Genomic DNA, 25,865 nt, shown 5'->3' with positions numbered 1-25,865 from the left:
TAACCCCTTTTCCAATCAAAAATGGCTCAGTGAACTGAGCCACCTTATTTTTAATTGCAAAAACAGAAACAAGAAGCAGTGCAAAATGGGCTACATTTTCGGGTTTTGCGACAGGAAAGAGAACCCGTTATCATGATGGATCGTCTTTTTATTTGAATCAAATGCTTTTAAATACGGACTACTAGCAATCAAAACCGAAGCAATAAGGCTAGTTGAGTTACGGAAAGCATAAAATAAATAATTCCATGATGGTATCCCAGTTCAATTATTAGAAATCAAAGAGAGGTTCATTTAAAATAAACATAATGAAACAAAAAGGAGGAATAATCGTGTTAAATGACAAGCCAACAAACTCTATAGAATCTTCAACGGAGACCAAAGATGTTAACAAACTTTTGAAAGAACTAAAAGGTGTCAAAAAATTAAAAAGCTTGGACATTGACAATTCCTCAGGTTTTGTCTGCGATGTTACTACCGGAATATGTGGTCCAGTAACTCAACAAAAAGAAGAGGGAAAAAAATAAAAATAACGCTTTGGTCGGATTTTGTATGTCCTTTTTGCTTTATTGGAGAATCACATCTTAATAAAGCTTTAGATAATTTTACGCGTAAGCTGCAAGTGCTTACGCTATTTTTATAAAATTTTTAAAGTGTAAAATTGAAAATTGGCAGTCTCTTTTACTTTGAAAATATGATTTTCAACTATTAATAATTGGATTTATGGGAAAAAACTATTAGCAAAAATAACCGAATAAATGTTCGACTTTTTACTTGGCAAATCGAACAAAACATTGTATAGTAATAATAGTTTCACGAATAAAGGAGGAAAAATAGTGAGTGATCGTCAAGCGGCCTTAGAAATGGCACTGAAGCAGATAGAGAAACAATTCGGTAAGGGTTCAATCATGAAGCTCGGAGAACAAACTGATCGTAGAATTTCTACAATATCTAGTGGTTCACTAGCAGTAGACATAGCATTAGGTGTTGGAGGATATCCAAGAGGACGGATAATTGAGATATATGGACCGGAAAGCTCTGGTAAAACTACTGTAGCACTTCATGCAATTGCTGAGGTACAGAAAACTGGTGGACAAGCTGCTTTTATTGATGCGGAACATGCACTTGATCCAGTTTATGCACAAAAATTAGGTGTAAACATTGATGGACTATTATTATCTCAGCCAGACACTGGTGAACAAGCATTAGAAATAGCTGAAGCATTAGTGCGAAGTGGCGCGGTCGATATTTTAGTAGTTGACTCTGTTGCAGCCCTTGTTCCAAAAGCTGAAATTGAAGGTGAAATGGGAGACTCCCATATGGGTCTACAAGCCCGCTTAATGTCACAAGCACTACGTAAGCTTTCTGGTGCAATCAACAAATCAAATACGATTGCAATCTTCATTAACCAAGTCCGCGAAAAAATTGGGGTTATGTTCGGTAACCCAGAAACCACTCCAGGTGGACGTGCGCTTAAATTCTATTCTTCTGTAAGACTAGAGGTCCGTCGTGCAGAACAAATAAAACAAGGTAATGATATTGTAGGTAATAGAACAAAAGTTAAGGTCGTGAAAAACAAAGTAGCACCACCATTTAAAACAGCTGAAGTAGACATTATGTACGGACAAGGAATTTCAATCGAGGGCGAAATTGTCGATGTAGGAGCTGAGCTCGATATCGTCCAAAAGAGCGGTTCTTGGTATTCATATAAGGAAGAACGAGTTGGCCAGGGGCGTGAAAATGCAAAGCAATTCTTAAAAGAAAACCCTGAAGTCCGAAATGAAATCCTTCAACAGATTAGAGATCATTATGGTCTTGACGGTGAAGTAGTTGCTCCTGTTGATGAGGAACAAGACGAATTTGATCTGCAAGACTAATCATGTCATAGAGGCACAGCCAGTGTGTCTCTTCTTTATTTCTCCATAAACATAAAAAAACCACCAACACCCTCTCAAAACTTGAAAATTAACACTTCAACTAAAGAAAATTTCCATTTTCATGTAACACTATTTCTGACAGCCCTTGACAATAAAAATTCACACATTTACAATTAAAATGTATATTTTACATTTTGTTAGAATTAAAACGTTAGAAGCAAAACTCGGTTTGAGCTTTTGCTATTCAGACCCGGAGTAGTCTCCAGCTACTTTCGGATCGTAACCTAAGAATCTGATTAGCTTAGAAAGCCTTTGCGCTGTATGTTGAAAAATGTACATGCCGACATTTTGATCTAGCAAGAAAAAGTTCATAGCAAGAGGAGGTGAAGAAGATGGATCCCATTTCTATAATCATCTCCGCTTTGTTTGGCCTAATCGTCGGTGCGATTGTTGGCTTTTATGTTCGTAAATCTATTGCCGAAACTAAAATTGCAGGTGCAAAAAGTGTTGCCGAACAAATTATTGATGATGCAAATAGAGAAGCAGATTCATTAAAGAAGGAAGCACTGTTAGAGGCAAAGGATGAAATTCACAAACTTCGTACAGAGGCAGAAAAAGAAACCCGTGATCGAAGAAACGAACTACAAAAACAAGAAAATCGTTTAATGCAGAAAGAAGAGAACCTTGATCGCAAGGATGAAACATTAGATAAACGTGAATCCATGTTAGAAAAGAAAGAGGATTCTCTCGCTGGGAGACAACAGCATATTGAAGAGATGGAAAGCAAAGTGGAAGAAATGGTACACAAGCAACAAGCTGAACTTGAGCGTATTTCTAGCTTAACACGCGAAGAAGCAAAGTCAATCATCCTTGATCGAATTGAAAATGAACTTTCCCATGATATTGCGATGATGGTGAAAGAAGCTGAAAATCGTGCAAAGGAAGACTCTGATAAAAAAGCAAAAGAAATACTTTCACTTGCTATTCAAAGATGTGCCGCTGATCATGTCGCAGAAACTACAGTATCTGTGGTTAACTTGCCTAATGATGAGATGAAAGGCCGTATTATTGGTAGAGAAGGACGAAACATCCGAACGCTTGAAACATTAACGGGTATTGACCTTATTATTGATGATACACCTGAGGCAGTTATTTTATCTGGCTTTGATCCAATTCGCCGTGAAACAGCGAGAATCGCACTTGAAAAACTTGTTCAAGACGGACGTATTCACCCAGCACGTATTGAAGAGATGGTTGATAAATCAAGACGTGAAGTGGATGAATATATTCGTGAAGTAGGTGAGCAAACGACCTTTGAGGTTGGTGTTCATGGACTCCATCCGGATTTAATTAAGATTTTAGGTCGCTTAAAGTATCGTACAAGCTATGGCCAAAACGTCTTAAAGCACTCAATGGAAGTTTCATTCTTAGCAGGCTTAATGGCTGCTGAGTTAGGTGAAGATGAAACACTTGCTCGTCGTGCTGGACTTTTACATGATATCGGTAAAGCTATTGACCATGAAGTGGAAGGTAGTCACGTTGAGATCGGTGTAGAATTAGCTACGAAGTATAAAGAGCATCCAGTTGTTATCAATAGTATTGCTTCCCACCATGGTGATACAGAACCAACATCTATTATTGCTGTATTAGTTGCAGCAGCTGATGCTCTATCTGCCGCAAGACCTGGTGCTAGAAGTGAGACACTTGAGAACTATATTCGTCGCCTTGAAAAACTTGAGGAGATTTCAGAATCCTATGAAGGTGTTGAAAAATCCTTTGCGATACAAGCAGGACGTGAAGTCAGAATTATTGTTAAACCTGAAGTAATCGATGACTTAAATGCCCATCGCTTAGCTCGGGATATCCGTAAGCGAATCGAAGAAGAATTGGATTATCCGGGTCATATCAAGGTAACCGTACTTCGTGAAACAAGAGCGGTTGAATACGCAAAATAAAGTGGTCGATTTTGACCACTTTATTTTTTTTGATAAAATCAATTGGGGTGAATTTCGACTGGCATTGCGATTTTTCCGCATTTATGATTCACTTGTTTAGAAAGGGGCTTTTACATGAAGATTTTATTTATTGGTGATGTAGTTGGTTCACCTGGAAGAGATATGATCCGAGAATATCTTCCGAAACTAAAGGCAAAATTCCATCCAACCCTTACAATCGTGAATGGTGAAAATGCAGCTTCGGGTAGAGGGATTACCAAAAAAATCTATAACCAATTTCTTGAGAATGGTGCACAAGTAATTACTCTCGGTAATCATACATGGGACAATAAAGACATTTTCGAGTTTATTGATAATGCGAAAAACATGATTCGACCCGCAAATTTCCCTGACGGAACGCCTGGTCAAGGAATGATGTACACTAAAGTGAATGGACAAGAGGTTGCGATTATTAATTTACAAGGGCGGACATTTCTACCTGCCATTGACGATCCATTTAAGAAATGTGACGAATTAATTGAACAAGCTAAAAAGCGTACTTCCATAATTTTCGTTGACTTTCATGCGGAAGCCACAAGCGAAAAAATTGCAATGGGCTGGTATCTTGATGGACGGGTAACAGCAGTAGTTGGAACACATACACATGTTCAAACAGCCGATAACCGTGTTTTACCACAAGGCACCGCATTTATCACAGATGTGGGTATGACTGGGCCATACGATGGGATTTTAGGTATGGATAAAGAAGCTGTCATCCATAAATTTAAAACTTCATTACCTGCACGCTTTGAAGTCGTCCAAGGAAGGGCTCAATTAAATGCGGTTCTCGTCGATGTAGACCCTAAGACTGGGAAAGCAAAAGGAATTCAACGAGTCCTTATTAATGACGATCATCCATTTTTTGACTAAAATTTTCAGCCAAGATATCTAATAATATATCTTGGCTTTTTCTTGTTTTGTATAAGTTTTTGAATTTTTAGAAAAAACTTTTGAACAAGCAGGAATACTGGTAGTTTCTAGTGAATATAGTAGTTATGGGATCATTATTCGTTGTTCAACAAGAGACTCGGGTAATCCCTGGTTGAATAAAGATAGCTTCAGGTAAGTCTTGCGATCCTTCTATAATCATAGAGATAAAATACTAGATCGCAAATTTGTCAGTCGTTATTAGTTAATATGGTTCGAGCGATCACTCAGGGAAACATTGTAAAGAACAAGGAGGAAATAAGAAATGGAAATATTAAAAGTTTCAGCAAAATCTAATCCCAACTCTGTAGCTGGGGCGCTTGCAGGGGTATTACGTGAAAGAGGAGCAGCAGAAATCCAGGCGATTGGTGCAGGTGCATTAAATCAGGCAGTGAAAGCAGTAGCGATAGCTAGAGGGTTTGTCGCACCGAGTGGAGTGGACCTAATTTGTATTCCGGCATTTACTGACATTCTGATTGATGGTGAAGAAAGAACCGCTATAAAATTAATTGTAGAACCACGATAATAGTATGTCCTTTTATAAAAGCAAGTCAAGAGACGGGTAGTGACCTGTTTGTCAAATAAGACAAACAGGTATTTTTATGTAAAACTTAAACAGAAAAAAGGGAGTTAATCATGGTGAAAATATTTGATGCGCATTCAGATGTATTATATAAAATGTGGATGGACCCAACTATCGATTTTGCAGACTCTCCAAAATTACATATTACCTACAATCGATTAAAAGCTTCAGGCAGCAAGGTGCAGTGCTTTGCAATTTATATTCCCGAAGGGGTGCGAGCAGAAAGCAGATTCGAAGTAGCGTTAGAAATGGTAGAAATTTTTTATAAGAGAGTAATTGCACCTTCTCCATTGTTAAAAGTTGTACGAACAAGGGAGGACATCAAAGCATTAAAAGAAAATGAAATTGGTGCATTCTTAACGCTAGAAGGCTGTGATGCAATCGATCGAAGTCTAGTGAAGCTCCAAACATTATTAAGGCTTGGGGTGTCGTCTGTTGGTTTAACATGGAATTATGCCAATTATGTTGCAGATGGCGTAGGAGAACCACGTGGAGGGGGTCTATCAAGCTTTGGGATAGAAGTTGTTAAGGAGCATAATAAGGCATTCATATGGACAGACGTATCTCATTTATCGATTAAAGGGTTTTGGGATGTCATTGAAGTAGCGGACTACCCCATTGCCTCTCATTCAAATGCAATTGCAATCTGTAATCACAGGAGAAATCTACTTGATGAGCAAATTAAAGCACTCATTCAAAAAAACGGAATGATTGGAATCACATTTGTCCCTCAATTTTTAAGCAATCACGACAGTGCATCAATCGATGATGTATTAAAACATCTTGATTATATTTGTTCGTTAGGCGGAGAAAATCATGTTGGTTTTGGATCTGATTTTGATGGAATAACAGAAACAACTACTGGACTAGAAAACTTCTCAGGGTATGATATGCTTGTTGAGAATTTGCATAAACATTACTCTGCAAATCAAGCGAAAAATTTCCTGTTTCAAAATTTTGTAGGGAATTTACCAGTGTAATCAAAACCATTAGAAGAGGTATGAAATGAAATTGATTGAAAAATTAAAAAAATATTCAATTTTCTCCAAAACTTGCTTACTAAGGGTTGCTTTTTTCCGTTGATAGGTCTAGAATGAAAGCGTTTAGTACATATCCGACAGTATAAATTTTGGACAGCTTTTTTCACTTCATTTTTGGTGATTTTTTCCATCTTTGTCGTTTGAAATGGTCCTTTTTATTATCAAGAGAATTTACCTATAAATTAATTACAGCTTAGTTGGAAAGTGCTATACACTTAAAACTAAAAAAAATCTTATATAGAACGTATTTCAAAGGGGTGTAGGTCATGATCAATCAACTTTCCTGGAAAGTTGGCGGACAGCAAGGGGAAGGAATCGAGAGTACGGGGGAAATCTTTTCCGTAGCTCTAAATCGTCTAGGCTACTATTTATACGGGTATCGTCACTTTTCTTCACGAATTAAAGGCGGTCATACGAATAACAAAATTCGAGTAAGTACAACTCAAGTTCGTTCAATTTCAGACGATCTTGATATTTTAGTAGCTTTTGATCAGGAAACCATTGATTTTAATTTTCATGAGTTACGAGATGGAGGAGTAGTGTTGGCGGATGCTAAATTCGGACCTACCATTCCTGAAAACACCAAAGTTCATTTGTATTCCGTTCCTTTTACCGGGATTGCAACTGAACTCGGAACGTCCCTGATGAAAAACATGGTTGCTATTGGTGCAACTAGCTCTTTATTAGACCTTGAGTTAGATGTTTATCTAAATGTAGTTGAAGAAATCTTTGGTCGAAAAGGTCAACAGGTTGTTGAGAAGAATATGGAAGCAATCAAAGCTGGTGCGAAATTCTTACAAGATCAACTCAGTGAAGATGTGAAGATGAAGCTAGAAAAAGCAGACGGAAAGCAACGTATGTTCATGATTGGTAATGACGCAATAGCCTTAGGTGCTCTTGCTGGAGGAGCAAGATTTATGCCTGCTTATCCAATTACCCCAGCTTCTGAAATCATGGAATACTTAATTAGCAAACTACCTGATTTTGGAGGAACAGTTATCCAAACTGAAGACGAGATTGCTGCGTGTACAATGGCAATTGGTTCTAACTATGCAGGTGTTCGTGCATTTACCGCTTCTGCTGGGCCAGGTTTATCATTGATGATGGAATCAATCGGATTATCAGGTATAACTGAAACTCCGCTTGTAGTTATTGATACGCAACGTGGTGGCCCAAGTACAGGACTTCCAACAAAACAAGAGCAATCTGATTTGATGGCGATGATTTATGGAACACATGGGGAAATTCCTAAGATTGTTATGGCACCAAGTACTGTTCAGGAAGCTTTTTATGACATCATCGAAGCATTTAATCTTGCTGAAGAATACCAATGTCCGGTTATTTTCCTAACAGACTTACAGCTTTCACTTGGAAAGCAAACAGTTGAACCACTCGATTATTCTAAGATTGAAGTTCGACGCGGAAATCTAATTCTTGATGATGAATTACCAGAATTGGAGAATAAGGAATATTTCAAACGATATGAAGTTACAGAAAGTGGAGTATCTCCACGTGTAGTGCCAGGTGTAAAAAATGGGATTCACCATGTAACGGGTGTTGAACATAATGAACAAGGTAAACCTTCAGAGGTCGCAATCAACCGTAAGGACCAAATGGAAAAGCGCCTAAGGAAGATTAAAAACATTCAATTTAAGACTCCTGTTCATAAAAATGTGAAGCATGAAGAGGCCGACCTTTTAGTTGTTGGTTTTAACTCAACCCGTGGTGTGATTGAAGAGGCAATGACTCGCCTTGAGAATGATGGTATTAAAGTGAACCATGCACAGGTCCGTTTAATTCATCCATTTCCAACTGAAGAAATTTTACCATTAATTCAATCAGCAAAAAAAGTATTAGTGGTTGAAAATAACGCAACAGGTCAGCTCGCAAACATTATGAAGATGAATGTAGGACATGCAGATAAGATTACTAACTTCTTAAAATATGATGGTAATCCGTTCCTACCTCATGAAGTTCACACAAAATGTAAGGAGTTGTTCGAAGATGGCAACGTTTAAAGACTTCCGAAATAATGTAAAACCTAACTGGTGTCCAGGATGTGGAGACTTCTCCGTACAAGCGGCAATCCAACGTGCTGCTGCAAATGTTGGACTTGAGCCTGAACAGCTTGCTGTTATTTCAGGAATTGGATGCTCCGGACGCATTTCTGGATATATCAATGCTTACGGACTGCATGGAATTCATGGACGTTCGTTACCCATTGCTCAAGGTGTAAAAATGGCTAACCGTGATTTAACCGTTATTGCTTCTGGAGGAGACGGTGATGGCTATGCAATTGGGATGAGTCATACAATCCATGCGATTCGTCGGAATATCGATATCACATATATTGTTATGGATAACCAAATTTATGGTTTAACAAAAGGTCAAACTTCACCTAGAAGTGAAATGGGCTTTAAGACAAAGAGTACGCCACAAGGCTCAATCGAGTCAGCACTATCCGTTATGGAAATGGCTTTAACGGCTGGGGCAACTTTTGTTGCACAAAGTTTCTCAACTGATCTTAAGGATCTAACAGCACTAATTGAAGCTGGAATTAAGCATAAGGGCTTCTCTTTAATTAACGTTTTTAGCCCTTGTGTAACGTACAACAAGGTGAACACGTATGATTGGTTTAAAGAAAACCTAACAAAATTAGCTGATGTTGAAGGATATGACCCATCTGACCGTTCAATGGCTATGCAAACATTGATGAAGAATAACAGTCTAGTTACAGGGCTTATCTATCAAAATACAGAAAAGCCTTCCTATCAAGAACTTGTACATGGATACAATGAAGCTCCACTCGTTCACGCTGACTTGAATCTTGATGAAGAAAAATTTAATAAGCTTGTTGGAGAATTTATGTAATACGAATAAAACCCTACTAAGATTTTTCTCTTAGTGGGGTTTTTGTTATATCTTTACTCACAGTTTGTTGAATGATAAAATATGCATGTATGTCTTGAAAACTAAAAATGTACAAATTTCTACAATTTTATGGTTTTATTGTATTAAAACATGTTAAACCTTATACTAGACAAATGTGTAGGTTTGTAGCGTTAAAGAATTCTATATTATTTAAAAAGGTAGTTTTTGTATAAAGGAAGGAGATACCACATGAACGAAAAACAGCGTCTTGAAAGTACTCAAGTAAAACCTGCGGACAAAAAATCCGAAAAGGATTACAGTAAGTATTTTCAATCCGTTTATCAGCCACCTTCATTAAAAGATGCAAAGAAACGTGGTAAAGAACAGGTCAATTACTTAAAAGAATTTTCGATTCCAGAAGATATGAAAAATGCAGGAAAAGGAAAACGCTTTTTAATCCGTACGTATGGCTGTCAAATGAATGAGCATGATACGGAAGTAATGGCAGGTATTTTTATGGAAATGGGCTATGAGCCTACTGAAAATACTGAGGATGCAGACATCATCCTACTTAACACCTGTGCGATCCGTGAGAACGCAGAAAACAAAGTATTTGGTGAAATCGGTCATCTTAAACCACTAAAACTCGAAAATCCAAATCTTTTAATCGGTGTTTGCGGATGTATGTCTCAAGAAGAATCAGTAGTTAATAAAATTCTTGAAAAACATCATTTTATCGATATGATTTTTGGTACTCATAATATTCACCGCCTGCCTTACATTGTAAAAGAAGCCATGTTCAGTAAAGAGATGGTAATTGAGGTATGGTCAAAAGAAGGTGATATTATTGAAGCTCTTCCTAAAGTACGTAAGGGAACAATTAAGGGATGGGTAAACATTATGTATGGTTGTGATAAATTCTGTACATACTGTATCGTTCCTTATACACGTGGAAAAGAGCGCAGTCGTCGCCCAGAAGATATTATTGAAGAGGTTCGTCACTTAGCAAGACAAGGCTATAAAGAAATTACCCTGTTGGGTCAAAACGTAAATGCCTATGGTAAAGACTTTACAGATATCAAATATGGTTTAGGTGATTTAATGGATGAAATTCGTAAAATTGACATCCCACGAATTCGATTCACAACAAGTCATCCACGAGATTTCGATGATCATTTAATTGAAGTGCTTGCGAAGGGTGGAAACCTAATGGAGCACATCCATCTTCCGGTTCAGTCAGGAAGTTCACAAGTTCTAAAATTAATGTCTCGAAAATATACAAGAGAATCATATTTAGAGTTAGTTCGCAAAATGAAGGAACAAATTCCAAATGCATCCTTTACGACTGATATCATTGTTGGTTTTCCAAATGAAACGGATGAACAATTTGAAGAAACACTTTCTTTATATAAAGAGGTAGAATTTGATTCAGCATATACCTTTATTTATTCACCACGTGAAGGAACACCAGCGGCAAAAATGGAAGACAATATTTCAATGGAAGTGAAGAAGGAAAGACTTCAGCGTCTTAATGCACTTGTAAATGAGATTTCTGCAAAGAAAAATCTTGCGTTCCAAGATCAAATTGTTGAAGTTCTTGTTGAAGGGGAAAGTAAAAACAATCCAGAAGTGCTAGCTGGATATACAAGCAAGAATAAATTGGTCAACTTCAGAGGTCCAATATCAGCAATTGGTAAAATTGTAAAAGTAAAAATTACTCAAGCAAAAACTTGGTCATTAGATGGAGAAATAATCGAAGAAGCGGTAGAGGTGAACTAAAATGGCACAATACACAAAAGAACAAATCGTCGAACGTGCAGAAGAGCTTGCAAAAATGATTGCAGAAACAGAAGAAGTTGATTTCTTTAAACGCGCAGAAGCTCAAATCAATCAAAACAAAAAAGTTCAGGAGATTATCGAAACAATTAAAAGCTTGCAAAAACAAGCTGTTAATTTCAAACACTATGGTAAGTCTGAAGCGTTAAAACAGGTTGAGGAAAAAATTGATAATCTACAAGCAGAGCTTGATAGTATCCCAGTTGTAGAAGAATTCAAAAACTCACAAATTGAAGTGAATGACCTTTTACAGCTTATAGCACATACGATATCGAACAATGTAACAAATGAAATTATTACATCTACTGGTGGAGATTTACTAGCAGGTGAAACGGGTTCAAAAGTAAATAACAATAGTGGCTGTGGCTGCCACTAAAAATGAAGGCAAAAGCGATAAGCTTTTGCCTTCATTTTTTTGGCTTGGGCATTCCACGTTTAATATTTTTGCTTGTACAGCTTTTAAAAAAAGGTACATAAATGGGCGAACGCGCATACAATGAACTATACGGTAATCGTAAGGTTGATGTATAAAGAGAAGGACATTGCGTTTTTTTAGTACTTACCTTGAATTGTTTATTCAACTTTTTTTCATGTACTCACTAGAAAAAACGAAGTGACGTGCAAAAAGTTTTCAAAAAGAAATCAGTCTTTAGCACACTAGTCAAATGTCCCGCATAGGATGAATTGAAGATTGATTGAGGAGGGTTTGTTCGAATGTCTGAATACAGAGAGATTATCACAAAAGCTGTTGTAGGTAAAGGACGTAAGTTTTCACAGTCTACTTATACAATATCTCCACCACATCACCCATCCAATATTTTAGGGTGCTGGATCATAAATCACCGTTATGAAGCGGAGAAAAAAGGAAACACCGTAGAAGTATGTGGCACATTCGATGTCAACGCGTGGTATTCTTATGGTAACAATACAAAAACAGAGGTCGTTACCGAAACACTTTCATACAAGGATTCCATCAAACTAAAGTATAGGGATGAGAATTTCTTAGGTGATAGCTGCGACGTTATTGTTGAAGTGTTACAACAGCCAAATTGCTTAGAATGCACAATTTCACCAAATGGAAACAAAATTCTTGTTGAGGTTGAAAGAGAGCTTCTTGCAGAGGTTATTGGCGAAACAAAGGTATGCGTTCATGTAAATCCAGATGGATGTTATGACGACTTTAAAGATTGGGATGTAGACGACGAAGAATTTGAGGATTTAAATCCTGACTTCTTAGTTGGTGATTTAGAAGAATAATTGAAACTAGGAGGCACGACTTCCTAGTTTTTTTTCATTTACTGGAAGACAAGTCCTGCCCATCATTTTTTTATCTTGTGATATAATATTGGGAGAATCAAATGTTGGGGGATTTATAAATGGCAGAGTATACGCCGATGATAAAACAATATTTAGTGATAAAGGCAGATTACCAAGATGCCTTTTTGTTTTTTCGACTTGGAGATTTTTATGAAATGTTTTTTGAGGATGCAATAAAAGCATCCCAAGCGTTAGAGATTACCTTAACTGCTAGAGGTGGCGGTCCGGATGAAAAAATTCCAATGTGTGGCGTCCCTTATCATGCGGCTGCAGGTTATATTGAGCAATTAGTAAATCAAGGATATAAGGTCGCAATTTGTGAACAAACGGAAGACCCAAAATATGCAAAGGGTGTTGTTAAACGTGAGGTTACTCAATTAATCACACCTGGAACTGTGATGGAAGGGAAAAACCTTTTGGATAAAGAGAACAATTTTTTAGCTTCTGTTTCCCATTTTTCAGATGGTCACTATGGGTTTGCCTTAACAGACTTATCCACTGGAGAAAATCGAGTATCGTTATTGTCTTCCCAATTTGAAGAGGTTATCAGCGAAATTTATGCAAATGGTGTAAAAGAAGTTGTCGTTCCATCTGATTTTGATGAAAAATATAAAAAAGCGATGATCGATCGCTGTCAGGTTACGTTATCAAACGAAGATAATTGTGATATAGCAGATCATTTACAACAGCTTACGCAAGGCCTTGAAGATGAAAAACTAGTTATCACTTTTGGAAGATTATTAAATTATCTAATGAAAACACAAAAACGATCACTTGATCATTTACAGCAAGTACAAGTGTATTACACAAACCAATTTATGAAGATCGATCTTTATTCGAAACGAAATTTAGAACTTACTGAATCAATTCGTGGTAAAGGGAAAAAGGGTTCATTATTGTGGCTTTTAGATCAAACCGTTACTGCAATGGGCGGACGCTTGTTAAAGCAATGGATTGACAGACCATTATTAAATAAAATTGAAATTGAAGATCGCCTAAAAATGGTACAAACCTTTATTGACCAATATTTTGAACGGCTGGAATTAAGGGATTTATTAAGGGAGGTCTATGACCTTGAACGCCTTGCTGGAAGAGTAGCCTATGGAAATGTGAATGCACGGGACCTGTTACAGTTAAAAAAATCACTTGAACAAGTTCCGGGAATATACAATCTTATGACTCAGTTACAGCATCCGTATGCAGATGACCTTGGGAACCAAATGGATCTCTGTGAATCCCTAACAGATCTCTTGCAACGTTCCATTAAAGAATCACCACCAATGACCATTAAGGAGGGAGATATCATTCAGGATGGTTTCAATGCCACACTGGATCAATATCGTGATGCAAGCCGGAATGGAAAAACGTGGATTGCAGCCCTGGAAAAACAGGAACGTGAGAAGACCGGAATTAAATCCTTGAAAATTGGCTATAATCGCGTATTTGGTTATTATATTGAAGTGACAAAAGCAAATCTGCATTTCTTGCCAGAAGGGATGTATGAAAGAAAACAAACGTTAACAAATGCGGAACGTTTTATCACTCCTGAGCTTAAAGAAAAAGAAACGTTAATTCTAGAAGCGGAAGAAAAGATTGTCCAATTGGAATATGATATTTTCCTTGATATTCGTGAACAAGTGAAAGGCTATATACCTAGGCTTCAGACTTTAGCTAAGGTCATCAGTGAACTTGATGTGCTGCAATGCTTTGCAACCATTAGCGAGGAACGTCATTATTGTATGCCTCATTTTTCTGCGGATAAGCTTATGATTAAGAATGGAAGGCACCCGGTTGTGGAGAAGGTCATGCAGGCGCAGGAATATGTTCCAAATGATTGTGTGATGGAGGAAGGCCGGTCTTTACTGCTGATCACAGGTCCAAACATGTCAGGTAAGAGTACGTATATGAGACAGATTGCCCTTACTTCGATTTTGGCCCAAATCGGCTGCTTTGTTCCAGCAAGTGAAGCAGTATTGCCGATTTATGATCAAGTATTTACCCGTATCGGAGCCGCGGATGATCTAATTTCTGGTCAAAGTACATTTATGGTTGAAATGCTTGAAGCGAAAAATGCGATTGTAAATGCAACATCTAACAGTTTATTATTATTTGATGAAATCGGACGGGGTACATCTACCTATGATGGAATGGCATTAGCTCAAGCAATTATCGAGTATATTCATCAAAATATCGGAGCACATACTCTATTTTCCACTCATTATCATGAGCTGACCGATTTGGAAACGGGATTGGAAAATTTAGTTAATGTTCATGTTAGTGCAATTGAGGAAAATGACAATGTTGTATTCCTTCATAAAATAAAAGAAGGAGCTGCAGATAAGAGCTATGGGATTCATGTCGCAAAGCTAGCAGAACTTCCAGGTAACTTAATTGAACGCGCAAACGAAATTTTGAATCAGCTTGAACAAGGTGAAAAGCAAATTGCAGTAACTAGAGATAATCAAATGGATCGTTCGGATCAGCTACAACTGTCATTTTTTGAAGAAACAAAAGCTACCTATCAAAAAGAAGAAAAGTCTGCAACTTCAAAAGAAAAGGATATTTTGAAATCCATTAAAGAGATGGATATTCTTGGTCTTACACCACTAGAAGCTATCAATCGGTTATATGAAATTCAAAAACAATTAAAAGGATAACATTTAAAAGATAAAATTGAGGTGAAGGCATGGGGAAAATCATTCAACTAGATGACCTTCTTTCAAATAAAATTGCAGCTGGGGAAGTGGTCGAGCGACCAGCCTCAGTTGTGAAGGAATTAGTGGAGAATGCCATTGACGCTAATAGTACAATCATTGAAATTGAAATCGAAGAAGCGGGCCTTTCCAAAATTCGAATTATCGACAATGGAGACGGTATGGACAGCGAGGATTGTGTCAATGCGTTTCATCGTCATGCAACTAGTAAAATAAAAGACGAAAATGATCTATTTCGAATTAGGACATTAGGTTTTAGAGGTGAGGCACTACCGAGTATTGCGTCTGTTTCTGAACTTGACATGAAGACAAGCACAGGAGACAACTCCGGGACTCATATTTTAATTAAGGGCGGTCAGTTTGTAGAGCAAAAAGCAACAAATAGTAGAAAAGGAACGGATATTACCGTTTCAAATCTTTTTTTCAACACTCCGGCACGGTTGAAATATTTAAAAACGGTTCATACCGAGTTGGGAAACATAACCGATGCAGTGAATCGAATCGCCTTAGCTCATCCAGAGATTTCTTTTCGTTTGCTTCATAATGGGAAACGGCTTTTATATACAAGCGGGAATGGAGACGTTCGGCAGGTTCTTGCTGCAATCTATGGTTTAGGGATTGCAAAACAAATGGTACCGATCCATCTAGAATCCTTAGATTTTAAGGTCGAAGGTTATGTATCAATGCCAGAGGTTACAAGGGCATCAAGAAATTATATTTCAACCATTATTAATGGCAGATATATTCGAAATTATCCCCTTGTAAAAGCCATTCAACAAGGCTATCATACCCTTTTGCCAATCGGAAGATTTCCAATTGTATTACTTGATATTAAGATGGACCCATTATTAGTGGATGTGAACGTTCATCCTGCAAAACTAGAGGTCAGGATTAGTAAAGAAGCTGAACTTAATCAATTAATTGATGAGGGAATCAAGGATGCCTTCAAACACAAGCAATTGATCCCAGATGCTGCATATCCAAAAAAGAAAGAAGTAAAAAAAACTGAGCAGCAAGAATTTGTGTTTCAGCACTCCATAAATACTGAACCTAATCAACAGCAACCATCTATTCCTAGACCTATGGAGACTATTCAAGAGGTTTCACGGGAAAAAGAAACTATAAATGACATGCTAACACAGCCAGTTCATTCTTCATATGAGGAAAAATCATTTGAAATGGAAAACGTAATGATTGCTGAAACTGAGGATGCGACTAGTGCTGCACTTGAAGAATATGAAGAAATTGATTTTACAAGTATTGAAGAAACTATAAATCAGAGTGAACGGGTACCTGTCATGTACCCAATTGGCCAAATGCATGGAACCTATATCCTCGCCCAAAATGAGAAGGGTTTATATATTATTGATCAGCATGCAGCCCAAGAGCGAATCAAATATGAATATTTCAGGGACAAGGTCGGCGAAAATATTTCTGATCTTCAGGAATTGCTTTTCCCTATTACCTTGGAGTATTCGACAGATGAATGTATTAATATCAATGCACATAAACAGGACTTTGAAAAGGTTGGAATATTCCTTGAACCATTTGGTCATAACAGTTACATCGTTCGAACACATCCGCAATGGTTTCCAAAGGGTGATGAAAAAGAAGTCATCGAGGAAATAATCGAACAAGTCCTAAATGATAAGAAAATAGATATTAAGAAATTAAGAGAGGCTGCGGCAATTATGATGAGCTGTAAAGCATCGATTAAGGCTAACCATCATTTACGGAATGATGAAATTTTTGCTTTACTTGAAACACTTCGTAAAACAAGTGATCCATTTACTTGCCCACACGGCCGTCCAATCATCATACACCATTCGACCTATGAAATGGAAAAAATGTTCAAACGTGTTATGTAGGATTCTAAAATAACGGTTGAAAACTCGCCGAATTGGCGAGTTTTTGCCATATAAGTCAAAAGTCGTATACAAGATGAGGTTAAGTTAGAAAAATATGTTATTTTTTATGGCAATTTGGATATAATAATTTAGTATTCGTCTTATTATCTATGTTACGATAATAGTATGAATTGAAGTAAAGGTAGTGATTGATTGGAAGAATCGAAAAAAGAAAAACTAGTCGTTCTAATTGGTCCAACCGCTGTTGGAAAGACGAAATTAAGTATAGAGCTTGCGAAGAAACTAAATGCTGAAATCATTAGTGGAGATTCCATGCAAATTTATCGAGGGATGGACATCGGTACGGCAAAAATTTCTAGCACTGAAATGGAAGGAATTCCACATCATCTTATTGATATAAAAGAACCCCATGAAAGTTTTTCAGTTGCGGAGTTTCAAGCTGTTGTAAGAGATTTAATATCTGATATACATAGTCGTGGTAAATTACCGATGATAGTCGGAGGGACGGGGCTGTATATTCAATCTGTCATTTTTGATTACAAGTTTACAGATGATGCCTCAAATCCAGAATACCGAAAAATACTCGAACAACAAGCTGCGGAAAGCGGAGTTGATTCTCTTTTTCAGAAACTAAAAGAAATTGATCAACAGAGTGCTGAACGAATTCACCCTAATAATGTCAGAAGAGTTATACGTGCCTTGGAAATATTTAAAACAACCGGGAAAACGATGACGGAATATATGGATGAACAAAAGCAGGAGCTTATATATGACGTTGCCCTAGTTGGGTTAACGATGGAACGAGACAAGTTGTATGAACGAATAAATAATAGGGTGGACTTGATGATAAAATCAGGACTGCTTGAAGAGGTATCAATTCTTCATTCTCAAGGTTTGCGTGATTGTCAATCAATACAGGCAATTGGATATAAAGAAATTTATCATTATTTAGATGGTGCACTTTCACTGGATGAAGCAATCACTCAATTAAAGCAGAATACTAGAAGATATGCGAAGCGTCAACTAACCTGGTTTCGCAATAAAATGGAAGTAAAATGGTTTGATATGACAGCTAATAATGAGTTTGAAGAAAAATTTAATGAAATTTATAAATATATAGCAGGAAAGCTGGGAATTTAAGAGAATAGATAATAATAGGATTATTCGTTTTGTCCCAAAAAGGACAATGACAGTTCAGCATTTTCGCCGAAGATCTAGAGGAGGACAGTTCATGAAACAAGCTATTAATATTCAAGACCAAATTTTAAACACACTGCGTAAGGATGGGACATTTGTTACAGTATTCTTATTAAATGGATACCAATTGCGAGGATTAGTAAAAGGATTTGATAACTTTACAGTCCTGTTAGAGACAGAAGGGAAGCAACAGCTTATTTATAAGCATGCAATCTCTACTTTTGCCCCACAAAAAAATATTAAGCTGGAGCTTGAATAGCAAACAAAAAACAACCTTACTTTTAAAGTAGGGTTGTTTTTTTCATCTTGTCTATTTTTTCATCAAGAATTGTATTTTGCCTCATATACTTATTATGTATGAAATATTTTCTGGGAAAGCGCATACTTTGACAAGAAACAAGAATTTAATGTGATATCAGCGAAAAATTTGTAGAAATAAAGAAGGATCTTGGGCTTTTGTCACGAATTGAACCCAACAACGTATAATGTACACATATAGGAGAGGTGAGAGCTCTTGGATCAACCAATTACAATGAAAAACAACGGCCAAATAAATGTGGTTTTAAATGGTGAAAAAAAGAAATTAAAGGTACTGCATTCAACACCAAAAGAGGCAATTACACCAAAAATCCCAACGAAACATGCGGCTCTTATGGAAATCGAGGAAGAAATGGGTACTCTTGTGGGTATGGAAGAACTTAAAAAAACGGTAAAAGAAGTATATGCATGGATTTATATTAATAAAAAACGCGAAGAACAGGGTTTGAAGGTAGGGAAACAAGCACTGCACATGATGTTTAAAGGAAATCCTGGAACCGGTAAGACCACAGTTGCGCGCTTACTAGGTAAATTATTTCTGCAAATGAATGTTCTCTCAAAGGGGCATTTGATTGAGGCGGAAAGAGCCGACCTAGTCGGGGAATACATTGGTCATACTGCACAAAAAACAAGAGATTTAATTAAAAAGGCAATTGGAGGTATTTTATTTATTGATGAGGCTTATTCCTTAGCAAGAGGTGGGGAAAAGGATTTTGGAAAAGAAGCAATTGATACATTAGTTAAGCATATGGAGGATAAACAACACGAATTCGTCTTAATATTAGCAGGCTATTCAAAGGAAATGGAACATTTTCTCTCTTTAAACCCTGGGTTACACTCTCGTTTTCCACTAGTTATTGATTTTCCGGATTATTCTGTTGATCAATTAATGGAAATCTCAGCGAAAATGATGCTAGAGCGTGAATATATTTTCAGTCCTGAAGCTGAACGGAAATTACGTGAACACCTACTAGCTGTAAAGATAGATTCCTACCCTGGTAAATTTAGTAATGGTCGTTACGTTCGGAATGTGATTGAAAAATCGATACGATCACAAGCTATGAGATTATTGATCGATGATTCTTATAGTAAGCAGGAGCTTCAAACAATTAGAACCCAGGATTTGATTTTCAAAGATTAACCCACCGTCTCTTAAGAGGCGGTGTTTTCATATCAAATTGGTATAGCATCAATAAATTTGATATGATAGCCTAAGGTAATTACCTTCATTTTAAGAAAGTAGGTAAATTGAATGGCAAATGAACAAAAGAATGAATTAGAAAAAGCCATACTCGTAGGATGTCAGATTCAAACCGAAGACGAAAGCAGGTTTCAATATTCACTTGAGGAATTACAATCATTAACGAAAACAGCAAAGGGTCAGGTAGTCATGACAGTGACCCAGAAGCGGGAGCGAGTCCATGCAGCAACCTATATAGGGAAAGGTAAAGTAGAGGAACTTATTAACCTGGAAAAAGAACTTGAACCAGACGTGATTATTTTTAATGATGAATTATCACCTAGCCAGGTGAGGAACTTATCTTCAAAGCTTGAATCCAGAGTTATTGATCGAACCCAGCTAATTCTTGATATTTTTGCCTCAAGAGCAAATTCCAAAGAGGGTAAACTACAGGTTGAATTAGCACAGCTTCAATACCTGCTTCCTCGACTAACAGGTAAAGGGATTGAGTTATCCAGACTTGGTGGGGGAATTGGGACAAGAGGACCCGGTGAAACGAAGCTTGAGACAGACAGACGTCATATTCATAAACGAATCGATGATATTAAAAATCAATTATCAGTCATTGTGCAGCATCGTGAACGTTATCGTGAACGAAGAAAGAAAAACAATACATATCAAATCGCATTGGTAGGGTATACGAATGCGGGAAAATCAACATTATTTAATCGATTAACAGAGGCAGATTCATTTGAAGAAAATTTATTGTTTGCAACACTTGACCCGATGACTCGTAAAATGATTCTTCCGTGTGGGTTAACAACCCTTTTAACTGATACGGTAGGGTTTATTCAGGATTTGCCAACATCACTCATCGCAGCATTTCGCTCAACCTTAGAGGAAGTGAAGGAAGCTGATTTAATTGTCCATGTTGTTGATTCTTCAAATCCAGATTATTTTAATCATGAAAAAACAGTATTAAAGCTTTTGGATGAATTAGGAGTAGAATCAATTCCAATCTTAACGCTTTATAATAAAAAAGATAAGGTTCATTCTGATTTTGTTCCATCATCCAAATCCAAATCCGTTTTAGTTAGTGCATTTGATAAAAATGACCTAGTAATGATTAAGACAAGGGTGGAAGATTCCATGACCCGGGAGATGGAAGAATACAAGGTATCATTACCTAGCTCAGAAGGCAGAATATTAGCCCATTTAAAACAAGAAACGATTTTAAAAGCGTTGCATTACAATGAAGAGACGGAAAAATACGATTGTACAGGATATATTTTTCCAAGTCATTCTCTAATAGGACAACTTAGGGATTTTAACTTTAATCAGTAGAGAAACACTAATTAGGCATGGTATAAACACAATAAGTGAATATAATCTTTTTGGGGATTCAAATCTAGCCTGATTAAAGTTAAGCCTCCGGCGGATGCCATGATTTTTCAAAGGAAATTTTTCGAGCGGGCTCGAAAAAAATCAGGCGCAAATACGCCAAGACGCATTTGATTTAGTAAAAAGGGGAAAAAATCATGTTTACAGAATTAGATTATGGTAAACTAATTTCGGAATTAGTAGATGAAACAGAACAACAAATTAAAGAAGTACATACACAGATAGAAAAAAATATCGATTATAATCAGTATCGTGTTTTAAAAAGCTTTCAAGACAATCGAGTGAGTGATTCTCATTTTATGCCATCTACTGGCTATGGATACGATGATATTGGACGAGATACATTAGAAGCTGTTTATGCTGATATTTTCGGCGGTGAAGCGGCACTTGTCCGACCTCAAATTATATCGGGAACACATGCAATTTCAATTGCCCTTTTTGGGGTATTACGGCCAAATGATGAATTGCTTTATATTACGGGGAATCCATATGATACTTTGGAGGAAATTGTAGGTATCCGTGGTTCTGGAAATGGTTCTTTAAAGGAATTTCATATTGGTTACAACACAGTCGATTTAACGTCAGAAGGAAGACCTGATTTTTTAAGGATAAAAAATGCCATTCATGAGAACACAAAAATGATTGGGATCCAACGTTCAAAAGGATATGCAACCAGACCATCCTTCACGATTTCGGAAATAAAAGAAATGATTGAATTTGTAAAGGAAATCAAGCCGGATGTTGTCGTGTTCGTTGATAATTGCTATGGTGAATTTGTTGAACTTCAAGAGCCGTGTCATGTGGGAGCCGATTTAATTGCTGGTTCACTCATTAAAAACCCGGGGGGCGGACTTGCTAAAACGGGTGGCTATTTGGTTGGGAAAAAAGAACTTGTTGAATCCTGCTCATATCGTATGACATCCCCCGGAATAGGGGCAGAAGCTGGGGCATCTCTTTATACACTCCAGGAAATGTACCAAGGATTGTTCCTTGCCCCGCATGTTGTTGGACAAGCTTTAAAAGGCGCAGTATTTACGTCCGCAATTTTAGAAAAAATGGGTCTGAAGACAGAGCCGAGCTGGAATAGTGAACGTACAGATTTAATTCAGTCTGTTCAGTTTGATAATAAGGAAATGATGGTTGCCTTTTGTCAGGCGATACAATTCGCTTCACCAGTTAATTCTCATGTAACTCCATATCCAAGCTACATGCCAGGCTATGAGGATGATGTGATCATGGCGGCAGGTACATTTATTCAGGGTGCGAGCATTGAACTAACAGCGGACGGACCAACTCGTCCGCCATTTGTTGCATATGTACAGGGTGGTCTAACGTACTCACATGTAAAAATAGCCATTAGCTTAGCTTTAAATCAATTACTTTTAAAACAACTTATATCTATTAAAGCAGAGGGATAAAACACCTCTGTTTTTTATTTTATTTCCATGTTAGGTTTTCTGACATGAACTTGACAGATAAACTAACATCATATAAAATCAACTTATTCATTGCAAAGGGGGATCCCATATGAGTGACGAAATTCGGCGTTCCATGCCACTCTTTCCGATTGGAATTGTCATGCAATTAACTGAATTATCTGCTCGGCAAATCCGGTATTATGAGGAAAATGGTTTGATTACTCCTGCAAGAACTGAAACAAATCGAAGACTATATTCATTCAATGATGTTGATCGATTACTTGAAATCAAAAGCTTGATCGAACAAAAAGTCAATCTAGCAGGAATTAAACAAATTTTCGCAGTCCAAAAACAACAACTTATAGCCGAAGAAAAGCCGGTCGAGCCTGTGAAACAAGATATAACCAATTCTGAACTAAGAAAATTATTGAGGAATGAATTGCTTCAAGCGGGAAGATTTAAAAAGCAATCAGGCCCTCATCATAGTGATATGTCGAGATTTTTTCATTAAATATAAACATGTAACAAACTATACTTACAACAAGGTTTGGGGAGGAAGACTTAATGTCTAAATATACGAAAGATGATATTTTTCGTTTAGCAAATGAAGAGAATGTAAAATTTATTCGTCTACAATTCACAGACATTCTTGGAACCATTAAAAATGTTGAAATTCCTGTAAGTCAATTAGAAAAAGCATTAAGCAATAAAATGATGTTTGATGGATCTTCGATTGAAGGTTTTGTGCGTATCGAAGAATCCGATATGTACCTATTTCCAGACTTGAATACATGGGTAGTATTCCCTTGGACTGCTGAAAAAGGGAAAGTTGCCCGTTTAATTTGTGATATCCATAATGCAGATGGTACTCCATTTGAAGGAGACCCACGCAATAACCTAAAGCGAGTCTTAAAGGAAATGGAAGAACTAGGATTTACAAATTTCAACCTTGGACCTGAACCTGAATTTTTCTTATTTAAATTAGACCAAAACGGTGAACCTACGCTTGAGTTAAATGATAATGGCGGGTACTTTGACTTAGCACCAACAGACCTTGGTGAAAACTGCCGTCGTGATATCGTATTAGAGCTTGAGGAAATGGGTTTTGAAATTGAAGCGTCACACCATGAGGTAGCACCTGGACAGCATGAAATTGATTTTAAATATGAAGATGCTTTAACAGCTTGTGATGAAATTCAAACTTTTAAACTAGTAGTAAAAACAATTGCCCGTAAACATGGTTTACATGCAACATTTATGCCGAAACCATTGTTTGGAGTAGCTGGATCTGGAATGCACTGTAACCTTTCATTATTTAAAGGTGGGGAAAATGCATTTTTCGATCCAAATGCTGATCTACAACTAAGTGATAATGCTAGACATTTTATTGCAGGTATTTTAAAACATGCACCGAACTTTACAGCTGTTACAAATCCAACTGTAAACTCGTATAAACGTCTAGTGCCTGGTTATGAAGCACCTTGTTATGTAGCTTGGTCTGCACAGAATAGAAGTCCGCTTGTACGGATCCCGGCTTCACGTGGTTTAAGCACACGTGTTGAGGTACGTTCAGTTGACCCGGCAGCAAATCCTTATATGGCAATGGCTGTATTACTGGCAGCGGGCTTAGATGGTATTAAGAACAAACTTACACCACCAGCACCTGTTGACAGAAATATTTATGTTATGAATAAGGAAGAACGTATTGAAGCAGGAATTGTAGATTTACCACCAACATTAGCACTTGCATTAGATAAATTAAAACAAGATGAAGTGTTAATTAAAGCTTTGGGTGAACATTTGTTCGAACACTTTATTGAAGCTAAAGAGATTGAATGGGATATGTTCCGCACTCAAGTACACCCTTGGGAAAGAGAGCAATACATGACAATGTATTAAATAAGAGACCCTTAACTTTTGTTAAGGGTTTTTTTCTACATAGAAAAGGAACATTTCAATTGAGAAATGTTCCTTTTAATTAATGAATCGTACGGTATACACCGATGACTTTTCCTAGAATGGATGCATTCTTTAGAATGATTGGTTCAAGCATGGAGTTTTCTGGCTGTAAGCGAATATGATCTTTTTCTTTAAAGAAACGCTTTACAGTCGCTTCATCTTCTTCAGTCATTGCGACAACGATATCCCCGTTGTTTGCTGAATGCTGTTGTCTAACGATTACGTAATCCCCGTCAAGAATTCCCGCTTCAATCATACTGTCACCCATTATTTCTAACATAAAGATTTGGTCATCATGGGCAGCAAATCGATCAGGTAGCGGAAAATACTCTTCAATATTTTCAATTGCAGTGATTGGTTGACCCGCAGTAACCTTACCAATAACTGGAACATTCACAACATTTGCAGTTGGAATTGTGTCGTTTGCATCTGTCTGTAAAATTTCAATTGCACGTGGTTTTGTTGGGTCTCTTCTGATCAACCCTTTGCTTTCTAGTCTAGACAAATGTCCATGTACTGTTGAACTTGATGCTAGTCCAACTGCCTCACCAATTTCTCTTACTGAAGGTGGGTAGCCCTTATCTTTTACTTCCTGTTTAATGTAATTTAAAATATCCTGCTGTCTTTTTGAAAGCTTTGTTGTCATCTACGCTCATCCCCTTACCTTATATTTTCTACTTTATATGTATCTATTTCTCATTCTTTCTTTATGTTCGAATATTTATCTTTGGATTCGACAAATACCGAATTTCTTAAGTAGAGTATAGCATGTTTTATTAGATTATACAAACATAAGTTCGAATTTTTGTTGACACAAAACATTTGTTCGGTATATAATAAAAACATAAAATACGAACAAACATTCTACGGGAGTGAAAATGAAAATGTTTAAAAAATTACAAAGCGGATTTATTTACTATGTATTATTTGTTTTATTAAGTATGGGAATGGTGTTTATCACTGCCAGCTAAGTTATGCAAAGTGGAATACTTGTAAAATATCTTTTCATCTAGTACTATGAACTATGATTTAGAAAAGATGAAACAAGGAGAAATATTATGCTTTCAAAAGATAAAATTGATCGGATCAATGTCCTTGCAAATAAAGCAAAGTCAGTTGGTCTTACGGATAAAGAAAAAGAAGAACAACAAGAGCTTAGACAAGAGTATTTACGCGTTTTTAGAAGTTCTATGACAAATACTTTACACTCGGTAAAAGTTGTAGATCCAGAGGGGAACGATGTAACCCCTGAAAAATTAAAAGAGAGCAAACGAAAAAGATTGCATTAATAAAGAATACATAGATTTTCTATGTATTCTTTTCTTTTTGTGCATACTACATAAGAACTGAATATTATTTTATGTAAGT

At 36.9% G+C, this 25,865-nt stretch carries 22 protein-coding genes; 21 read left to right on the top strand and 1 reads right to left on the bottom strand.

Annotation, left to right across the window (positions count from 1 at the left end; genetic code table 11):
* Positions 1 to 329: 329 nt before the first annotated feature.
* The 20 genes from LKW28_RS10710 (at position 330) to glnA (ending at position 24,437) form a co-directional block, all read left to right on the top strand.
* Positions 330 to 524 carry a hypothetical protein gene (locus LKW28_RS10710; RefSeq protein WP_229140348.1) on the top strand — a complete coding sequence of 65 codons (195 nt, stop codon included), beginning with the start codon at positions 330 to 332 and terminating at the stop codon, positions 522 to 524.
* Positions 525 to 833: 309 nt separating this feature from the next.
* Positions 834 to 1,874, top strand: a complete 1,041-nt coding sequence (gene recA / locus LKW28_RS10705; RefSeq protein WP_229140347.1) for a recombinase RecA — start codon at positions 834 to 836, stop codon at positions 1,872 to 1,874.
* Positions 1,875 to 2,266: 392 nt separating this feature from the next.
* Complete coding sequence (gene rny, locus LKW28_RS10700) at positions 2,267 to 3,829, top strand: ribonuclease Y (protein WP_229140346.1); 1,563 nt, start codon at positions 2,267 to 2,269, stop codon at positions 3,827 to 3,829.
* Positions 3,830 to 3,943: 114 nt separating this feature from the next.
* Positions 3,944 to 4,738 (top strand): TIGR00282 family metallophosphoesterase, encoded by a 795-nt coding sequence (locus tag LKW28_RS10695; protein ID WP_229140345.1) that lies wholly within the window; start codon positions 3,944 to 3,946, stop codon positions 4,736 to 4,738.
* Positions 4,739 to 5,060: 322 nt separating this feature from the next.
* Positions 5,061 to 5,321: a stage V sporulation protein SpoVS gene (gene spoVS / locus LKW28_RS10690; protein ID WP_003211281.1), complete on the top strand. Its 261-nt coding sequence runs from the start codon at positions 5,061 to 5,063 to the stop codon at positions 5,319 to 5,321.
* Between the two features lie 110 nt (positions 5,322 to 5,431).
* Positions 5,432 to 6,358, top strand: coding sequence for a dipeptidase (locus LKW28_RS10685; protein WP_229140344.1), 927 nt, complete (start codon positions 5,432 to 5,434; stop codon positions 6,356 to 6,358).
* 326 nt (positions 6,359 to 6,684) lie between these two features.
* A complete protein-coding gene (locus tag LKW28_RS10680) occupies positions 6,685 to 8,436 on the top strand; it encodes a 2-oxoacid:acceptor oxidoreductase subunit alpha (RefSeq protein WP_229140343.1) in 1,752 nt (583 codons plus the stop codon).
* On the top strand, positions 8,423 to 9,289 hold the full coding sequence (locus tag LKW28_RS10675) for a 2-oxoacid:ferredoxin oxidoreductase subunit beta (RefSeq protein ID WP_229140342.1): 867 nt from the start codon (positions 8,423 to 8,425) through the stop codon (positions 9,287 to 9,289). The genes LKW28_RS10680 and LKW28_RS10675 overlap by 14 nt, the downstream gene beginning before the upstream one ends.
* A gap of 249 nt (positions 9,290 to 9,538) precedes the next feature.
* Complete coding sequence (gene miaB / locus LKW28_RS10670) at positions 9,539 to 11,068, top strand: tRNA (N6-isopentenyl adenosine(37)-C2)-methylthiotransferase MiaB (RefSeq protein WP_229140341.1); 1,530 nt, start codon at positions 9,539 to 9,541, stop codon at positions 11,066 to 11,068.
* Between the two features lies 1 nt (position 11,069).
* The gene (locus tag LKW28_RS10665; protein WP_229140340.1) at positions 11,070 to 11,501 is read left to right on the top strand and encodes a RicAFT regulatory complex protein RicA family protein; all 432 of its coding nucleotides are present in this window, start codon (positions 11,070 to 11,072) and stop codon (positions 11,499 to 11,501) included.
* Positions 11,502 to 11,839: 338 nt separating this feature from the next.
* Positions 11,840 to 12,382 carry an outer spore coat protein CotE gene (locus LKW28_RS10660; RefSeq protein WP_229140339.1) on the top strand — a complete coding sequence of 181 codons (543 nt, stop codon included), beginning with the start codon at positions 11,840 to 11,842 and terminating at the stop codon, positions 12,380 to 12,382.
* 119 nt (positions 12,383 to 12,501) lie between these two features.
* Positions 12,502 to 15,099: a DNA mismatch repair protein MutS gene (gene mutS / locus LKW28_RS10655; protein WP_229140338.1), complete on the top strand. Its 2,598-nt coding sequence runs from the start codon at positions 12,502 to 12,504 to the stop codon at positions 15,097 to 15,099.
* A gap of 29 nt (positions 15,100 to 15,128) precedes the next feature.
* The gene (gene mutL / locus LKW28_RS10650; protein WP_229140337.1) at positions 15,129 to 17,024 is read left to right on the top strand and encodes a DNA mismatch repair endonuclease MutL; all 1,896 of its coding nucleotides are present in this window, start codon (positions 15,129 to 15,131) and stop codon (positions 17,022 to 17,024) included.
* A 192-nt stretch (positions 17,025 to 17,216) separates the two neighbouring features.
* Entirely contained in the window at positions 17,217 to 18,164 is a 948-nt protein-coding gene (gene miaA / locus LKW28_RS10645; RefSeq protein ID WP_229140336.1) for a tRNA (adenosine(37)-N6)-dimethylallyltransferase MiaA, read from the top strand.
* Between the two features lie 91 nt (positions 18,165 to 18,255).
* Entirely contained in the window at positions 18,256 to 18,480 is a 225-nt protein-coding gene (gene hfq, locus LKW28_RS10640) for an RNA chaperone Hfq (protein WP_057999880.1), read from the top strand.
* Between the two features lie 255 nt (positions 18,481 to 18,735).
* A complete protein-coding gene (gene spoVK / locus LKW28_RS10635) occupies positions 18,736 to 19,680 on the top strand; it encodes a stage V sporulation protein K (protein ID WP_229140335.1) in 945 nt (314 codons plus the stop codon).
* Between the two features lie 111 nt (positions 19,681 to 19,791).
* Positions 19,792 to 21,063, top strand: coding sequence for a GTPase HflX (gene hflX, locus LKW28_RS10630; RefSeq protein WP_229140334.1), 1,272 nt, complete (start codon positions 19,792 to 19,794; stop codon positions 21,061 to 21,063).
* Between the two features lie 194 nt (positions 21,064 to 21,257).
* Positions 21,258 to 22,538 (top strand): aminotransferase class I/II-fold pyridoxal phosphate-dependent enzyme, encoded by a 1,281-nt coding sequence (locus LKW28_RS10625; RefSeq protein ID WP_229140333.1) that lies wholly within the window; start codon positions 21,258 to 21,260, stop codon positions 22,536 to 22,538.
* Positions 22,539 to 22,647: 109 nt separating this feature from the next.
* A complete protein-coding gene (locus LKW28_RS10620; protein WP_229140332.1) occupies positions 22,648 to 23,049 on the top strand; it encodes a MerR family transcriptional regulator in 402 nt (133 codons plus the stop codon).
* Between the two features lie 53 nt (positions 23,050 to 23,102).
* On the top strand, positions 23,103 to 24,437 hold the full coding sequence (glnA, locus tag LKW28_RS10615; RefSeq protein ID WP_229140331.1) for a type I glutamate--ammonia ligase: 1,335 nt from the start codon (positions 23,103 to 23,105) through the stop codon (positions 24,435 to 24,437).
* Positions 24,438 to 24,516: 79 nt separating this feature from the next.
* On the opposite strand, the gene lexA is transcribed toward glnA, so the two are convergent.
* Positions 24,517 to 25,143 (bottom strand): transcriptional repressor LexA, encoded by a 627-nt coding sequence (gene lexA, locus LKW28_RS10610; protein WP_229140330.1) that lies wholly within the window; start codon positions 25,141 to 25,143, stop codon positions 24,517 to 24,519.
* 412 nt (positions 25,144 to 25,555) lie between these two features.
* Here lexA and LKW28_RS10605 point away from each other — a divergent pair, with 412 nt between their 5' ends.
* On the top strand, positions 25,556 to 25,786 hold the full coding sequence (locus LKW28_RS10605; RefSeq protein WP_229140329.1) for a DUF896 domain-containing protein: 231 nt from the start codon (positions 25,556 to 25,558) through the stop codon (positions 25,784 to 25,786).
* Positions 25,787 to 25,865 lie beyond the last annotated feature (79 nt).

This window comes from Bacillus sp. REN16 (genome assembly GCF_020731355.1).
Classification (GTDB): Bacteria; Bacillota; Bacilli; order Bacillales; family Bacillaceae_L; genus Ferdinandcohnia.
This window is presented reverse-complemented; position numbering and strand designations above follow the sequence as displayed.

Coding starts and splice junctions, on each gene's coding strand:
- glnA (WP_229140331.1), top strand. CDS start 23,103: ATGTCTAAATATACGAAAGATGATATTTTTCGTTTAGCAAATGAAGAG.
- LKW28_RS10660 (WP_229140339.1), top strand. CDS start 11,840: ATGTCTGAATACAGAGAGATTATCACAAAAGCTGTTGTAGGTAAAGGA.
- LKW28_RS10625 (WP_229140333.1), top strand. CDS start 21,258: ATGTTTACAGAATTAGATTATGGTAAACTAATTTCGGAATTAGTAGAT.
- rny (WP_229140346.1), top strand. CDS start 2,267: ATGGATCCCATTTCTATAATCATCTCCGCTTTGTTTGGCCTAATCGTC.
- LKW28_RS10680 (WP_229140343.1), top strand. CDS start 6,685: ATGATCAATCAACTTTCCTGGAAAGTTGGCGGACAGCAAGGGGAAGGA.
- LKW28_RS10685 (WP_229140344.1), top strand. CDS start 5,432: ATGGTGAAAATATTTGATGCGCATTCAGATGTATTATATAAAATGTGG.
- LKW28_RS10695 (WP_229140345.1), top strand. CDS start 3,944: ATGAAGATTTTATTTATTGGTGATGTAGTTGGTTCACCTGGAAGAGAT.
- LKW28_RS10665 (WP_229140340.1), top strand. CDS start 11,070: ATGGCACAATACACAAAAGAACAAATCGTCGAACGTGCAGAAGAGCTT.
- LKW28_RS10675 (WP_229140342.1), top strand. CDS start 8,423: ATGGCAACGTTTAAAGACTTCCGAAATAATGTAAAACCTAACTGGTGT.
- mutS (WP_229140338.1), top strand. CDS start 12,502: ATGGCAGAGTATACGCCGATGATAAAACAATATTTAGTGATAAAGGCA.
- hfq (WP_057999880.1), top strand. CDS start 18,256: ATGAAACAAGCTATTAATATTCAAGACCAAATTTTAAACACACTGCGT.
- spoVS (WP_003211281.1), top strand. CDS start 5,061: ATGGAAATATTAAAAGTTTCAGCAAAATCTAATCCCAACTCTGTAGCT.
- hflX (WP_229140334.1), top strand. CDS start 19,792: ATGGCAAATGAACAAAAGAATGAATTAGAAAAAGCCATACTCGTAGGA.
- miaB (WP_229140341.1), top strand. CDS start 9,539: ATGAACGAAAAACAGCGTCTTGAAAGTACTCAAGTAAAACCTGCGGAC.
- LKW28_RS10605 (WP_229140329.1), top strand. CDS start 25,556: ATGCTTTCAAAAGATAAAATTGATCGGATCAATGTCCTTGCAAATAAA.
- lexA (WP_229140330.1), bottom strand. CDS start 25,143: ATGACAACAAAGCTTTCAAAAAGACAGCAGGATATTTTAAATTACATT.
- LKW28_RS10620 (WP_229140332.1), top strand. CDS start 22,648: ATGAGTGACGAAATTCGGCGTTCCATGCCACTCTTTCCGATTGGAATT.
- mutL (WP_229140337.1), top strand. CDS start 15,129: ATGGGGAAAATCATTCAACTAGATGACCTTCTTTCAAATAAAATTGCA.